Below are 15466 nucleotides of genomic sequence, written 5' to 3'. Positions count from 1 at the left end.
ATAATATAAAATCTATTCAGCACTATCCCTTTACGCTTAATATTCAAAGAGCATGCCGGTGCTATTATATGCTTTGTCAGCCCCAATTTTACGACAGTCCTTATATTTAAGTCTTAGTATTCGAGAGCATTCATAAGAGTTATTCTTTTCTTAATCGTTTTTATTCACACACTACCATTGCTTGTGACGCACAAACGGATGATTTTGATGAATTGTTTTTAGAGGAGGGGTATTAAATTTCTTGAATTGGACGGCGTTTTGCGATGGGATATCGTTGATATGTTTGAGCAATACGTGTAATTACTTCCTCTAGTGGTTCGATCATAACGTCCATAGAGAAGCCATTTGCATGAATAATATTTTCATGATCAACCATAATGGCAGCATGACCTTGCCAAAAAATCAAATCACCTCGTTGAAGTTTATCACTGTCTGAGAGTTGATTTCCTATAGTTTCTCGCTGCATATCGGTATCACGTAAAACGATTTGATCAGTCATCATCATAGAGAGCTGAATGAGTCCCGAGCAATCAATTCCAAAACCGCTGACACCTCCCCAAAGATAAGGTGTACGAATAAAGGTTTCTGCTACCGTAACATAGTCTTCGTACACGCGTCCAATAGGGCTCAGATGGGTTGCAATGATTGCTTTTCCATTTTCAAGAATAGAATATAGCGTATCACGAACTTCAACTTCATCAACAACAGTCACCTTACTTCCCATGGATAAAGGATACTCCATTGGTCCACGCAAATCAGCTTGGAAATATTGAAAAGTACGTGGGACTGAAACGATATGTGTTTGCTTTACGGTTGATGTACAAAGCGCTTTCGTTGCAATATAGCCAACATAATTATCTTTGAGTGATTGTCCCCACGACATAGTCTCTCCGTGTTCAAAGATGAGAAGTTCTTCTCCAAATAAGCACTCTGTCTGCCTTTCGCTTTTTTTATTGTTTTCTTTAAACAGCCCAGCAACAGGGACATTAACACGTCTTTTTTCACCTTGTACAAAGCGCCGTGCTGTAATTTCTGTTTCAAGACGTTTGTCTGCTAGATCTTCTCTAAAAGCGTGTAATCTCGGATCTTTAGAAATCATCTTTTTGTTTTTCATCTTTAAACGAACTCATGAAAACTATATTGATAAGATTTTTATCTTCAAATAAAACCAAACACACAGTTCAAGAAGATCACAATCCTTCTTGAAACTGCAATATTGTCCATCTTTATGGATATTTTGTGTCAAACTTCATTTTTAAAAATATTATAAAGGGCACGAATAGTTTGTGCAGATCCCCCCACAGGGTATCCTGGTTTTTCTTTTGGAACCCATCCAAAAAGGTCGAAATGCGCAAAATGTTTAGCTTGTTCAACAAAAGAATTAAGAAATAAAGCAGCCGTTATAGAGCCAGCAAAGCTATTTCCAGTTACATTGTTAAGATCAGCAATGGGTGATGATAACATCTCCTGGTAAGGTTTCCAAAGGGGCATTTGCCAAAGAGGGTCAAAAACAGCGTGAGCCGATTCAGAAATTTGTTGTGCCCATATTGAATCATTACAATAAAATGCGGGAAGATCTGGTCCTAATGCGATACGCGCTGCCCCCGTTAAAGTAGCCATGCAAAGCATGAATTCTGGACTTTCTTCATCACCATAGGTAAGTGCATCAGCAAGGACAAGTCTTCCTTCAGCATCTGTATTGCCTACTTCAACATTTAAGCCTTTACGACTTTTAAGAATATCTCCTGGTCGGTAAGCATTTGCAGAAATTGCATTTTCTACGGCAGGAATCAAAACACGTAGACGGAAAGGCAATTTTGCATCCATGATAAGTTTAGCTAATCCTAAAACATTTGCTCCACCCCCCATGTCTTTTTTCATAAGCAACATGTTATTGGCTGATTTAATATCCAGTCCCCCTGTATCAAAAGTTACACCTTTGCCTACCAACGTTATTTTCGGATGATGCTCTTGTCCCCAGTGTAATTCAATCAGCCGTGGTGCGGCGCTGCCTGCGCGTCCTACGGCATGAATCATTGGAAAATTATGGGATAAGAGTTCATCTCCACAGATACTTTGGACATGAGCACCATAGATTTTTCCTAGTTTGCGTGCTTCTTCCTCGAGAGTATCAGGATTCATATCATTCGCTGGAATATTAATAAGATCACGGACGAAAAAGACAGTTTCATAAATTCGTTGGAGTTCATTAAGATCAACGGTTTCATTGACATGAATGGATAATGATTTGAAAGAAGAGTTTTGGCGATAACGATTAAATTGATAACTTCCCAGTACCAATCCAAGATAGGCATTTATTTCATCAGAGGTTTCACCTTCTAAATGCCATTGACCAGCAGGAAGTTTTTGAGCAAGCAGTCCTGTGATAAAGGGATCATTACCATTGCCAATTCCAAATAAAACTTTTTTTAAATGTCCCGTTTCGTGAGGAACAAAGAGTATTTGTCCTGCTTTTCCAGTAAAATCATTAACTTTTATCCATGCTGTTGTTGAGACATCAAGTGATAAGTTTGCAAGACTTTCTTGGTTTATCAAGATGATAGGACAACTGTTATCGCTACGTTCTGAGGTAAAATGAATGGGGTGGTGATGCATGGTTATGAGATCCTTATAGTCGTCTAAGCGCGACATACTCGACCAAGTGATTTTTTCCCTTTCGTAGAATGAGATTAGACCGTGGTCGTGTTGGCAATATATTTTCTTGTAAATTTTTTAGATTAATCGTTTGCCAAAGATCCTCAGCGATTTTTGAGGCTTCTTTTTCATTGAGTAGGGCATAACGATGAAAGTAGGATTCAGGATTTTGAAAAGCTGTTTTACACAAACGCTTAAAGCGCTCCAAATACCAGTGACGAATGACTTCAGTTTCGGCATCAACATAAATTGAAAAGTCAAAAAAATCTGATACGAAAGGAATAGCTTTTCCATCTTTAGGAAGATCACTGACCTGTAATACATTAATGCCTTCAACAATTAAAATATCAGGATGGTCAATGGTAATTGTCTGGTTTTCTAAAACATCATAGGCCATATGTGAGTAAAGTGGGGCGCGGACATTCCCAATACCTGCTTTTATAGCTGAAAGAAAGCACAGCAATTTTTTAATGTCATAGGAATCAGGAAATCCTTTACGATTCATACGATTTTTTTGCTGTAAGATCGCGTTAGGATAGAGAAAACCATCCGTTGTGATGAGATCCACTTTAAGGCTAGATGTCCAACGTTTCAACAATTCTTGAAGAATACGCGCCGTGGTTGATTTTCCGACCGCTACAGAACCAGCAATTCCAATAATAAAAGGTGTTTTTTTACTCTCTTCTTGGTGGAGAAACTGCTGTCGTTTGTGAAAAAGGTCTTGTACCGCTTCAACATGGCATGAGAGAAGACGTGATAAAGAAAGATAAATGCGTTGGACTTCTTCAAGGTCGATAGGATCATCAATAGAGCGTAAGCGCTTAATTTCGTCAAAAGTCAAAGTAAGAGGTGTGTCCGCACGAAACTCTGACCATTCTTGTGCAGTAAAAACACGATAGGGGGAATACCGGTCAGGAATGCATTTGACCAGATTATCTTCCTGATTAATTTTTTGTATCGTCGTATCAATCATTTATATTTGTCGATATTTTTTTGCCGCAGCAACCGATTAAGAACGGACAGATAGAATAACTTTGTATTCAAATAAATTTTGTTTTGCATACTCTCTTCTTTAAGATAATAGATCATTCTTTACTAGCTTATCGTCCAGTCATTCCAGTGTGCACGGATTTGTGCTAATGAGCTCCCTTGTGCCAAAAAAGCCCACAAAAGAAGACGTGCTTTTATGGCAGATAAATAACCAGACATGAGAGCACCAGAAGCAATCATATCAATTTCTGAGCCTTTATAGCCATAAGTTATACGAGTTGTTGAGCCATTACAACAACGACTAGCAATAATAATCGGTATTTTTTGTGCATATTGTTGTACAAGATCTGCTTCTTGAAAACTACAATGTCCTGCACCAAAACCAGCGATAACAAGTCCAGCATAGTCCCCACTTTCAAGACAGAGTTTCATTAATTTTGCATCAGATGATAAAGAAGAATGGAGGAGTGCAATTTGATGATCGTAATTTGAGGGAAGATCAAACGTTGTCGGGAAAAATTTTCGATCATTGAAATAAATGAGTTTTCCCTCTAAAATAGTTCCTAAAATACCTACGAGCCCTGATTGAAATGTTTCAACTTTGACGGTATGGCTTTTATAGAGCCAATAAGGCGAGTGAATTGTATCATTAATGACAACAAGAACGCCTCTATTACGGCTTTGTGGAGCTACTGCGACACGCGTTGCTGCTAAAATATTAGCGGGTCCATCAGCGCCTGCTTCATGAGGGGGGCGCATAGCACCAGTTATGATGAGTGGTTCAGTTTCCTTCCAATAAAGAGAAAGAAAAAAAGCTGTTTCTTCCAGAGTATCAGTTCCTTGCGTTAAAACAATCCCTGTTGCACCAGCCTTTATTTGCTGTTTTGCCCACTCGATTATTTCAAAAAGAATTTTAAAAGATAAAGAGCCACTTGGTATTTGCATTAATGTTTGTGCATGAATATCAGCAACACTATTTAAATCAGGAACACTTTGTATGAGGCTATCTGAAGTTAAAGTTGGCTGCATGTGACCAAAACGATCAGCTGTCATGGCAATTGTTCCACCTAAGGTTCCTATGGCTATTTTTTTCATCATTTTCCTCTAAAAGGCACAAACTGTTTATAGAAAGCTACTTAGCAGTAATTTACATTGACAACAATGGTATCATTTTTTCAATTTTAATAAATTGAGTTATGCTGAATCATTGTGTTTTGCTTTATGTGTTCTTAAATAGAACAATAGCAATTGAGTTTAATATTGTATGCAAAGCAATCAATATTAAAAATTAAAGTTAATATTAAGGAGTCTCCTTATGACAGAACATAAGCCAGACATAATGTATGGTACAACAATTATTACGGTACGAAAAGATGGCAAAGTGGTGATGGCTGGCGATGGTCAGGTTTCTCTTGGACAGACGATTATGAAAGGCAATGCACGTAAGGTCCGTCGTCTTGGGAAGAGCGGATCGGTTATTGCTGGTTTTGCAGGTGCTACGGCAGATGCCTTCACATTATTGGAAAGATTGGAAACAAAGCTTGAGCAATATCCTGATCAGCTTATGCGTGCATGTGTAGAGCTTGCAAAGGATTGGCGAACAGATCGCTATTTGCGCCGTCTTGAAGCAATGATGCTTGTGGCTGATAAGAAAGTAACTTTGGCTCTAACAGGGCTTGGTGATGTCTTAGAACCAGAAGATGGGGTTATGGCTATTGGCTCTGGAGGAAATTTTGCTCTTTCAGCAGCGCGGGCACTCATCGGCTTGGATTTGGATGCCGAAACGATTGCTCGTAAAGCGATGGCGATTGCCGCTAAAATTTGTGTTTACACCAATGATCATTTTACAATTGAAACATTGGATGCAGAATTATCTTCTTTAGAGAAAGCTATTTAAATGTGTGTTGTATTTTCCCCTCGTGAAACTGTTTCTGAACTTGATCGTTTTATTATTGGCCAAAATGATGCCAAACGTTCTGTAGCTATTGCACTGCGCAATCGGTGGCGTAGACAACAGCTTGATGAGCCGATGCGTGAAGAAGTGATGCCAAAAAATATTTTAATGATAGGGCCAACAGGTGTTGGTAAAACAGGGATTGCTCGTCGATTAGCAAAACTTTCTGGAGCACCTTTCGTGAAAGTAGAAGCGACTAAATTTACTGAAGTTGGTTATGTGGGGCGCGACGTTGAACAAATTATTCGAGACCTTGTTGAAATTTCTGTTTCCCTTGTGCGTGAAAAAAAACGCGATGAAATAAAAGAAAAAGCTCACATGAATGCTGAGGAGCGTGTTTTAGATGCCCTTGTTGGTAAAACAGCAAGTCCCGCTACCCGTGATAGTTTTCGCAAAAAATTGCGTGAAGGTGAATTAGATGAGAAAGAGATTGAAATAGAAGTCGTCGATAATAATGGCAATAGTGCTTCAACCTTTGATATTCCTGGCATGCCTGGGGCGCAAATGGGGATTATGAATTTATCCGATATTTTGGGCAAAATGGGTAGTCGTACAAAAGTCCGTAAAACGACAGTAAGGGATGCTTTTAAACCGCTCATTGATGACGAATCTGAAAAACTCCTGGATCAGGAGCAAATTATTCAAGAAGCGCTGCGTGTTGCTGAAAATGACGGTATTGTTTTTATCGACGAGATTGATAAAATTGCAACCAAAGATGGAGGCGCAAGTGCTGCAGTTTCACGTGAAGGCGTTCAACGTGACCTTTTGCCTTTGGTTGAAGGAACAACAATTGCTACAAAATATGGACAAATCAAAACAGATCATATTCTTTTTATTGCCTCTGGTGCATTTCATGTTTCCAAACCCTCTGATTTATTACCGGAGCTTCAAGGGCGTTTGCCTATCCGCGTGGAGCTGAACCCTTTAACAAGGGAAGATTTACGACGTATTCTAACAGAACCAGAAGCGAGTTTGATTAAACAATATATTGCTCTTATGGCAACAGAAGAGGTTCATTTGGAAATTACCGATGATGCAATTGATGCTTTGGCAGATATTGCTGTGGATTTAAATGCAAGGATTGAAAACATAGGAGCGCGTCGTTTACAAACGGTGATGGAGCGTGTTTTGGATGAGATTTCTTTCACGGCACCTGATAAAGCTGGAACATCGTTTAAAATTGATGCTGCTTATGTGAGAAAATCTATTGGTGAACTTGCTGCTGATATCGATCTTTCCCGTTTTATTCTTTAGAGATTTACTTATCGGCGTGCTTGGATAATTTTAAAACCATGGGCTTGTTCATGTATCAACACTGTACGGAAAATATCTTTTAATAATGTTTCATAAGGGAGATGGCGGTTTGCAACAAGAAGCAAACTGCCCCTTGGCTTTAAGCATTTTGCAGCATTTATAATAAACTGTTTTCCCAAAGAGACATCTGTCGTTTGTTGTGTGTGAAACGGTGGATTTGAAATGATAGTGTCATACAGATTTGTGATAGGCTCATGCACAAGGTCATGCCAATAAAAGTGAATTGGAAAAGGAGTTTTTATGGGATTAAGGTGCTGTTTTGCTGCTTTCAAAGCATTGTAATCGGCTTCATAGAGGTCAAGAGTTGTCAGTTTTACCTTGCTTTCAAGGGCAACGTGAGAAAGATAGCCCCAGCCAGCCCCAAAATCAGCCGTTTTCCCAGAAATAACTTTGGGCAGATAAGAAGCAAGCGCTGCAGATCCTGGATCAATACGACCGTGTGAGAACATACCAGGAGTGGTTTGAAATTTATCAAAAGAAAGTGGTGGTAAGCGCCATTGTGAAATATTCTGTTTCTCTATTTGTTGAGGAACTTGTAGCCAAAAGACGAGACCATGATTTTTAGACAACTTATTGGTAATGGGAACAATATTTTTGACCCATTTCATCATTGAAGCAGCACCAGCTGTTTTATTCCCACTGATGATAATCCATCCATTGGGTTTAACGCATTCTAATAAATCAAGAAAACAATTTTGGTTAAAACCACGATATTTGCTCAACTGTAAAAATGCTCCATCATAGAGGGAAGTTTTATCTATTTGAGGAGAGCAGTGAAATTGAGTATCGACAAATTTAAAAAAATCAGGTCGCCAAGGCGTGATAATTTTTAAATTTTGCACCCATTCTGGAGCAGGGACTTCCGTTAAACCAAAACTTAGCCAGCATTGGCTTGGATCTGGATAAGGGAGTACATGATTTTCAAAAGGTAAAAATGATAACACATGTGGTTCTTTCAAAGAAAAATGCCATTCCAATGTTGGGATGGCATTTCATAATTACGATAAGAAGAAAAGATTATTCCTCTTTTTTCTTCCGGCGGCGTTTATTTTCAGGTTGCCTTTTTTCATCCATGCATTTTTCTTCTTTTACCGATTTATCATCGGTAATTTCTTTTCCAGTTTCTTGATCAACAACCTTCATTGATAACCGAACTTTTCCACGTTCATCAAAGCCCATGAGTTTAACCCAAACTTTATCACCTTCTTTAACAACATCTGTTGTTTTGGTGACGCGTTCTGACGCCAGTTGAGAAATATGAACGAGCCCATCACGAGAACCAAAGAAGTTTATAAACGCACCAAAGTCTGCCGTTTTTACAACGGTTCCTTGGTAGATAGCACCAACTTCTGGTTCATCGACAATAGAATGGATCCAGCGTTTTGCTGCTTCAATGGTTTTAGCATCAGCAGAAGCAATTTTAATGGTACCATCATCTTCAATATTAATTTTCGCTCCAGTTTGTTCCACAATTTCTCTAATAACTTTACCACCAGAGCCGATAACATCACGGATTTTATCAACAGAAATATTCATCACTTCGATTCGTGGAGAAAATTCACTCAGTTCAGCTCGTGCGCTGGTTAAAGCTTTCCCCATTTCGTTAAGGATATGAATTCGGCCACCTTTAGCTTGTTCCAGTGCGATTTTCATAATCTCTTCGGTAATACCGTCAATTTTGATATCCATTTGCAAAGCAGTAATACCATTTTCTGTTCCTGCAACTTTAAAATCCATATCCCCAAGATGATCTTCATCGCCTAAGATATCAGACAGAACGGCAAAGCGTTCTCCTTCTTTAATCAAACCCATGGCAATACCTGCAACGGGGCGTGCTAAAGGAACACCAGCATCCATGAGAGCAAGCGATGTTCCACAAACTGTTGCCATAGAAGAAGATCCATTGGATTCAGTAATTTCTGAGACAGCGCGAATGGTATAAGGAAAAGATTCTTTTGTTGGCAACATGGGGTGAATTGCACGCCATGCCAATTTTCCATGTCCAATTTCACGACGACCAGGAGAACCAAGGCGTCCTGTTTCACCCACTGAAAATGGTGGGAAATTGTAATGGAGAAGAAATGTTTCTTTATACATTCCTGTTAAGGCATCAACATATTGTTCATCTTCACCAGTTCCCAATGTTGCAACGACAATGGCTTGAGTTTCTCCGCGGGTAAAGAGGGCTGATCCATGGGTACGGGGTAAAATACTTACTTCTGATTGGATAGGGCGCACGGTAGAAAGATTGCGTCCATCAATCCGCCTTTCTGTATCAAGAATATTTCCGCGAACAATTTTTGCTTGCAACTGTTTAAATACGGTTGCAATTTGATCGGTACTAAATTGACAGCCTTCTTCCGTTTCTGGCATAAATTTACTGATGATTTCTGTTTTTAGCGCATCAACTGCGGCATAACGTTCTTGCTTATCAGTAATAGTGTAAGCTTTCCGTATATCCTGTTCTGCCATTTCCTGCATTGCTTTTTCAAGTTCAGAAAGATCTTCCGGAATAAAATCACGAGGCTCTTTTGCAGCAACTTCAGCAAGCTTGATAATGGCATCAATGACAGGTTGAAGGCCTTTGTGACCGAACATCACAGCACCCAGCATGATATCTTCGGGCAATTCTTGAGCCTCTGATTCAACCATCAATACAGCACTTTCTGTTCCAGCAACCACAAGATCAAGTTTTGATTCAGGCATTTCATCGATATGAGGATTGAGAACATATTGTCCGTTACAATAGCCAACGCGCGCCCCCGCTATCGGTCCCATGAAAGGCACACCTGATAGGGTCAATGCGGCAGAGGATGCAATCATCGCAAGGATATCGGGATTATTTTCAAGATCATGCTGTATAACAGAAACAATGACTTGTGTATCATTTTTATAACCCTCAACGAAAAGGGGACGAATTGGACGATCAATCAAACGTGAAATCAAAGTTTCATTTTCACTTGGCCGACTTTCACGTTTTAAATAGCCACCAGGTATTCGACCAACAGCATAGGATTTTTCTTGATAATTAACGGTGAGTGGAAAAAAGTCCTGGTCTGGTTTTGGGCTTTTGGCCGATACAACGGTTGCTAAAACAATAGTTTCTCCATAGGTAGCAATCACTGCACCATCAGCTTGGCGCGCTATTTTCCCTGTTTCAAGGGTAAGCGGACGCCCAGCCCATTCAATTTCTATCTTGTGCGTTTTGAACATTTTTTATCCTTAATGACCAGTGTTTAAATCTTTGATTGTTCATATTCTGGTTTTGCATGGCATATTTCTAAGCTCTAAGGTGGACAACATACTTTCAATTTGTTGATAGAACTAAATCATATTAAATACGAAAGACGAGCAATCCTATCCCATAATAACTTGTCAGTTTTTAAAATTTTTAACTAAAAGTAACATGTTGAAAAAATGGGTGGTTTTTTAACACCACCCCATTTTTCTTTTAGCGACGCAAACCTAACTTCTTGATAAGTGTCTGATAACGATTTTGGTCAACTCCTTTAAGATAATCAAGAAGGCGCCGGCGTTGAGACACCATCTTCAAAAGACCACGACGAGAATGATTATCCTTTTTATGAGATTTAAAGTGGTTTGTTAAATTAGAAATACGTTCAGAAAGTACAGCAATCTGTACTTCTGGTGATCCTGTATCACCAACTTTGGTTGCGTATTCTGCGACAAGAGCTTGTTTACGTTCAGCTGTAATCGACATCGTATTATCCTTTCCAAAAACGAAGAAACATAAAGCCACCCATAGCCGAGATGTCGTTCAGCAAGGGTCTACGAGAAGCTAAGCAGAGTCAAAGACTCCTAGCTATTTCCGCCTTTATATAGGAAAGAAGGTTAAAATACTAGTCCTTTACAGCATTTTGAGTCTTTCTTTAAATAAAGGCTTTTGTTTTGAAATATTGATTTAAATAAAGTTTTATGAGAAATTTTTTAAAGAATTATGCATCCTTTTGATACAAAGATTATGAGCGTGTGTATGCTAACAAAAATAATAAATACCGATTTGGAGGAAAAAGATGCAGAGCATTTCAGCATTAAAACTTTTTCGTAATTCGGTATTTCGAAATTTATGGTCATCTACTCTTATTTCTAATTTAGGAGGGCTGATACAGGCTGTTGGCGCAGGGTGGTTAATGGCATTGATCAGTTCTTCGCATTCTATGGTTGGGCTTGTTCAGAGTGCGACAACATTACCACTTGTTCTGTTTTCTTTGATGGCAGGGGCATTAGCGGACAATTTTAATCGGCGTCAAATTATGTTGTGCGCACAGATTATGATGATGGTTATATCCATGAGTTTATTTGTTTTAGCCTATATGGGATTTTTAACACCTTGGCTTTTATTATGTTTTACGTTTTTGATTGGATGTGGCACAGCCTTTTATAATCCTTCTTGGCAAGCAACGATAGGAGATATTGTGAGTAGGGACAATATTCCTGCTGCTGTGAGCTTGAATAGTGTCGGCTTTAATTTGATGCGCAGTGTTGGTCCTGCTATTGGGGGCGGCGTTATTGCAACTTTGGGGGCATCTGCTGCTTTTTTGTTTAATGCTATAAGCTATATCCCTCTTATTGGGGCATTATTTTTCTGGAAATCGAATTATAAAAATAATCCATTGCCAAGAGAAAGACTTCTAGGGGCTGTCTCAGATGGTTTGCGTTATGTTGCGATGTCACCTAATCTCTTGAATATTATGGTTCGAGTGTTCTTTTTTGGTATAGGGGCTATTTCGATTTTAGCTCTTTTGCCAATTGTTGCGCATAAAGTTCTGGGAGGAAGTGCTCTTCTTTATGGTACATTACTTGGTTGTTTTGGCTTAGGAGCCATGACAGCAGGGATTACTAATGCATTTGTACGGCATCATTTTCGTCCAGAAACAATTATTGCCAGTGCATTTATTGGTTTTGCTTTTTCTTGTTTTTTATTGGGAATAAGCCGTTCACTGATTGTAAGCCATATTGCTTTATTTCCTGCAGGTTTATGTTGGGTTTTGGCATTATCATTGTTTAATACATCTGTACAACTTTCTACACCACGATGGGTTGTGGCACGTGCTTTAGCGCTTTATCAAACAGCATCTTACGGGGGAATGGCTGTTGGAAGTGCAATTTGGGGCGCTTTGGCTGATGGTTATTCTCCAACAATTGCTTTGAGTATTTGTTCTTTATTCTTGATTTTTGGTGCTCTTGCAGGGGTAAAATTTAGAATTCAAGAAATTCCGCAGATAGATCTAAATCCTCTTGATCATTTTAGAGAGCCAGAACTCTTACTCGACCTAAAAGCAAGAAGTGGCCCAATCATGATCATGATCGATTATCAAATTCATGAAAATGATCTGGAAGAGTTTCTCAAAGTGATGACGCGTCGACGCCATATTCGTTTACGTGATGGTGCGCGTCAATGGGTTCTTTTACGAGATCTTGAAAGGCCTGAATATTGGACAGAGGCTTATCATATGCCCACATGGGTAGATTATTTACGTCACAATCATCGTCGTACAAAAGCAGATGCTGAAGTTAATAAGCGTTTGCGTCATTTAAATTGTGCTCCTAACGGTATAAGGGTGCACCGCATGATTGAACGACAGACCATACCCCAAGCTAATGAAATGCTTTTAAAAGTCCCTTCTGATCATCTTCCTTAAGGTAAGAGAAGTTTTTTTGTAAAATAAATGTATTCTTTTGATCAATTGGTGAGCATAAGCACAAAAGAATGAGTTAGTTATAACAATGTCTTGTCATTTTTTTTTATGTTGCATGATTATCGCAAAAATCTGAAGCTTTTTTCATTTTAAATCTATTGATCTTATTTATATTGAAGCAATAAAAACCATCTTTTTGTACGTTACAAGTAAAGTAAGGGCGATAAACACGATAGAAAAAGAAGGACTTTTGATGAACGATGTCAAGTTCCAAGGGTTTATTGCGATTTTTTAAATCGAAAAATGGGATTATGATACCAGTTTGCACTTTTTATTAAGCGTAAAGATAGGATAATGCGCAGCGAATTTTATATACTTTAAAAACGCTGTTGTAAAATAGGCTGCCAGTACAGAGAGAATTTTTTTTAAATGTGTTAGGGAGAAGCACAACAGTTTTCTGTTTTGAGCATTTCACTTTGAATGAAGGATAACCATATTCAAAGAACGAAAGAATTAAAAGAGTGAGATAGATAATGCACAATCTTCATTATGTAGAAGGTAAAGTCGAATTAAATGCAGAATAGTAAAGATGAAAGATAGCTTACCCCTTTACGTTTTCATATTTTCTCAAATAGAGCTGTTTTTTAATATTCCGCAAACAGATATATGCCTTACACATATTGGGCATAAAAAGTTGGAACTGTTTTAAAATACTGAGCCATTTTAATTCTTATTTCAAACATGCGGTAGGATTGGACCTAAATATTGATTGACAAGCAAGAGCAAAAATGTAGTGTTATCAGCTAAATAATGTCATGAAATAAAAAATATACCAGCAATGAATTGGAGAGATATATCAGTTTTTATTCGATATAAAAAACAATGATAAGATACTAATCTTTAAAATTGCTTATTCTTTGCGAGATATTTTTACAAATCTTTTGCATAATATTTATAACGATGAGAGTGATGTCTGATTGTAAATATAATTATGCCATTTGTAGATGCTCAAAGATCAATTTTTATCCAAAAGATAGTTGGAAGACATTATCCTTGTGTTTAAGGTTTAAGGTTGGAATCTCTCTATTTTAAATAAATTCTTTTAGAAAAAAATAGATTGTGTAGGTGTATATTGTAATGATCAAAGTGTTGATTTAAAGTGATAGAAATCTTTTAAACTGAAATGTAATGAATATAATTACAACACATTGATTATATAGAATAATTTATCGTTTTTACCTATTGAATGTAAAAGTCTAGAATATCGTATGATATTTCATTTCAAGTCGGTTTCGCTTTTGAATCAGTCCAAATATTTTTTTGTACATTACGGGGGCGGGTGTGTGGGTAAAAATGATTGAAAGAGGAAAGCCTCTTATTAAATTCTTATCTAAATGAGGTGCGTTTAGAGAAATGAAAAGCACTATATTTTTCTTAATTTTATAGAGAGCAATATCTTTCAACAAAAGACAGCTATAAGAAAGAAACACTTAAATTGTGAAAATCCGCTTTGGTTTAAATAGACCTTTGTTGAGAATGCCAATAGCAAGAAGTTGTTCCTTATAGAGGAGACAAACTTCCTCTTCGTCAAGAAGTGTTTTATGAGCACACAAAGGAATAGAATGTCCTCTCATAACTCTCAGTGCTTGGGTTTCAGTAAGCGGATAATGAGGGAGACAATCTAATGCAGCTCCTGTTTCAATGAGCAGTTCATCGAGTGTTGAAAAGTCTTTTTCAAAAAAACGCTCATTTTCATCTGTGGTATTTTTATTTGGCGATATTGCTGCTTTTAGTTCATCCCATGTGATGAGATCCTCTTCATCAAAAGGTGCGACGGCAATACGTCTTAAGTCAGCAATATGCCCATAGCATCCCAAATCCCGTCCCATATCGCGCGCTAAAGAACGTACATAAGTTCCTTTTCCGCAAGTTATTTCGAAGACAGAGTACTCTTTGGTCGGTGTTTCTATTAATTTAAAAGTTTCTATTTCCACTTCACGGGGCGCAATTTCAACGATTTCTCCTTCACGTGCGAGATCATAGGCACGATTTCCAGCAATTTTGATTGCTGAAAATTGTGGAGGTGTTTGCAAAATAATACCAGTATATTGAGGAAGAAGAGCAAGTATTTCCTCTCGTGTTGGACGTTTAAGAGATGTTTTTGTTATTTCTCCTTCTAGATCATCTGTTGAACGCTCTTGCCCCCAAGCGATATGAAAACGATAAGTTTTCTTGCCTTGCATCACATAAGGAACGGTTTTGGTTGCTTCGCCTAAGGCAATGGGAAGAAGACCAGAAGCAAGAGGATCAAGTGTCCCTGCATGTCCTGCTTTTTGTGCATGAAAGAGCCATTTGATTTGTGAGACAGCTTCTGTTGATTTCATTCCTTTTGGTTTATCAAATATGATCCAGCCAGAAACAGGACGTCCCTTTTTTTTGCGTTGCCGTGCCATATCTTTAATCCTCATCTTTATCACGATGAAGATCACGCGCAACCTCAGGCGATCGGAGGAGGGCATCAATTTTTGAAAAATTATCAAAACTATTATCAAGTCTAAAACGCAGTTCTGGCATATATTTCATTTGTCGCAACGCATGACTGATTTCTCCACGGAGAAAACGACTATGCTTATTGAGGGCATCAACAACATCAGTATGGGAAGCATTTTTAAGCGTGCTAAGAGGTGATACAAAGCAAGTAGCAATTTTTAAATCTGGTGACATGCGTACTTCAGAAACAGAAATGACAATATCTTTTAAGACATCATCAAACAAAATATTACGCTGTAATATATGCGCTACTGCATGACGTACTTGCTCTGCTACTCTAAGTTGCCGTTGTGATGGCCTTGCATTTTTCATCAAAATTTTATCCCTACTCCAAGCCCTCTTT

General features: G+C 38.2%; 12 protein-coding genes. 3 read left to right on the top strand and 9 right to left on the bottom strand.

From position 1 onward, the window contains the following. Positions 1-232: 232 nt before the first annotated feature. From FNZ60_RS01105 to FNZ60_RS01090, 4 genes are all read right to left on the bottom strand, one after another. On the bottom strand, positions 233-1099 hold the full coding sequence (locus FNZ60_RS01105; RefSeq protein ID WP_142415917.1) for a C40 family peptidase: 867 nt from the start codon (positions 1097-1099) through the stop codon (positions 233-235). A gap of 143 nt (positions 1100-1242) precedes the next feature. Next, positions 1243-2616, bottom strand: coding sequence for a leucyl aminopeptidase family protein (locus FNZ60_RS01100; protein ID WP_142415916.1), 1374 nt, complete (start codon positions 2614-2616; stop codon positions 1243-1245). A gap of 13 nt (positions 2617-2629) precedes the next feature. Further along, positions 2630-3574, bottom strand: coding sequence for a type I pantothenate kinase (coaA, locus tag FNZ60_RS01095; RefSeq protein WP_246054689.1), 945 nt, complete (start codon positions 3572-3574; stop codon positions 2630-2632). 176 nt (positions 3575-3750) lie between these two features. Next, positions 3751-4740 carry an asparaginase gene (locus FNZ60_RS01090; RefSeq protein WP_142415944.1) on the bottom strand — a complete coding sequence of 330 codons (990 nt, stop codon included), beginning with the start codon at positions 4738-4740 and terminating at the stop codon, positions 3751-3753. 220 nt (positions 4741-4960) lie between these two features. Between FNZ60_RS01090 and hslV the strand changes: the two genes are divergently transcribed. Both hslV and hslU read left to right on the top strand, forming a co-directional pair. Further along, positions 4961-5542, top strand: a complete 582-nt coding sequence (hslV, locus tag FNZ60_RS01085) for an ATP-dependent protease subunit HslV (RefSeq protein ID WP_142415914.1) — start codon at positions 4961-4963, stop codon at positions 5540-5542. Next, a complete protein-coding gene (gene hslU, locus FNZ60_RS01080) occupies positions 5543-6853 on the top strand; it encodes an ATP-dependent protease ATPase subunit HslU (RefSeq protein ID WP_142415913.1) in 1311 nt (436 codons plus the stop codon). 8 nt (positions 6854-6861) lie between these two features. Here hslU and FNZ60_RS01075 read toward each other — a convergent pair whose 3' ends face one another. The 3 genes from FNZ60_RS01075 to rpsO all read right to left on the bottom strand — a co-directional run bounded on the left by FNZ60_RS01075 (position 6862) and on the right by rpsO (position 10634). Then, a complete protein-coding gene (locus FNZ60_RS01075) occupies positions 6862-7857 on the bottom strand; it encodes a class I SAM-dependent methyltransferase (RefSeq protein ID WP_142415912.1) in 996 nt (331 codons plus the stop codon). A 73-nt stretch (positions 7858-7930) separates the two neighbouring features. Further along, complete coding sequence (gene pnp, locus FNZ60_RS01070) at positions 7931-10126, bottom strand: polyribonucleotide nucleotidyltransferase (RefSeq protein ID WP_142415911.1); 2196 nt, start codon at positions 10124-10126, stop codon at positions 7931-7933. A 238-nt stretch (positions 10127-10364) separates the two neighbouring features. Next, positions 10365-10634, bottom strand: a complete 270-nt coding sequence (gene rpsO / locus FNZ60_RS01065; protein WP_142415910.1) for a 30S ribosomal protein S15 — start codon at positions 10632-10634, stop codon at positions 10365-10367. 313 nt (positions 10635-10947) lie between these two features. On the opposite strand from rpsO, the gene FNZ60_RS01060 reads away from it, so the two are divergent. Then, the gene (locus FNZ60_RS01060; RefSeq protein WP_142415909.1) at positions 10948-12576 is read left to right on the top strand and encodes an MFS transporter; all 1629 of its coding nucleotides are present in this window, start codon (positions 10948-10950) and stop codon (positions 12574-12576) included. 1487 nt (positions 12577-14063) lie between these two features. Here the strand turns inward: FNZ60_RS01060 and truB are convergent. Next, positions 14064-15026, bottom strand: a complete 963-nt coding sequence (gene truB, locus FNZ60_RS01055; RefSeq protein ID WP_142415908.1) for a tRNA pseudouridine(55) synthase TruB — start codon at positions 15024-15026, stop codon at positions 14064-14066. Between the two features lie 4 nt (positions 15027-15030). Beyond that, positions 15031-15435, bottom strand: a complete 405-nt coding sequence (gene rbfA / locus FNZ60_RS01050; protein ID WP_142415907.1) for a 30S ribosome-binding factor RbfA — start codon at positions 15433-15435, stop codon at positions 15031-15033. Positions 15436-15466: the final 31 nt, after the last annotated feature.

The organism is Bartonella massiliensis (assembly GCF_902150025.1).
Taxonomy (GTDB): domain Bacteria; phylum Pseudomonadota; class Alphaproteobacteria; order Rhizobiales; family Rhizobiaceae; genus Bartonella; species Bartonella massiliensis.
This window is presented reverse-complemented; position numbering and strand designations above follow the sequence as displayed.

Coding starts and splice junctions, on each gene's coding strand:
- FNZ60_RS01105 (WP_142415917.1), bottom strand. CDS start 1,099: ATGATTTCTAAAGATCCGAGATTACACGCTTTTAGAGAAGATCTAGCA.
- FNZ60_RS01100 (WP_142415916.1), bottom strand. CDS start 2,616: ATGCATCACCACCCCATTCATTTTACCTCAGAACGTAGCGATAACAGT.
- FNZ60_RS01090 (WP_142415944.1), bottom strand. CDS start 4,740: ATGAAAAAAATAGCCATAGGAACCTTAGGTGGAACAATTGCCATGACA.
- hslV (WP_142415914.1), top strand. CDS start 4,961: ATGACAGAACATAAGCCAGACATAATGTATGGTACAACAATTATTACG.
- hslU (WP_142415913.1), top strand. CDS start 5,543: ATGTGTGTTGTATTTTCCCCTCGTGAAACTGTTTCTGAACTTGATCGT.
- pnp (WP_142415911.1), bottom strand. CDS start 10,126: ATGTTCAAAACGCACAAGATAGAAATTGAATGGGCTGGGCGTCCGCTT.
- rpsO (WP_142415910.1), bottom strand. CDS start 10,634: ATGTCGATTACAGCTGAACGTAAACAAGCTCTTGTCGCAGAATACGCA.
- FNZ60_RS01060 (WP_142415909.1), top strand. CDS start 10,948: ATGCAGAGCATTTCAGCATTAAAACTTTTTCGTAATTCGGTATTTCGA.
- truB (WP_142415908.1), bottom strand. CDS start 15,026: ATGGCACGGCAACGCAAAAAAAAGGGACGTCCTGTTTCTGGCTGGATC.
- rbfA (WP_142415907.1), bottom strand. CDS start 15,435: ATGAAAAATGCAAGGCCATCACAACGGCAACTTAGAGTAGCAGAGCAA.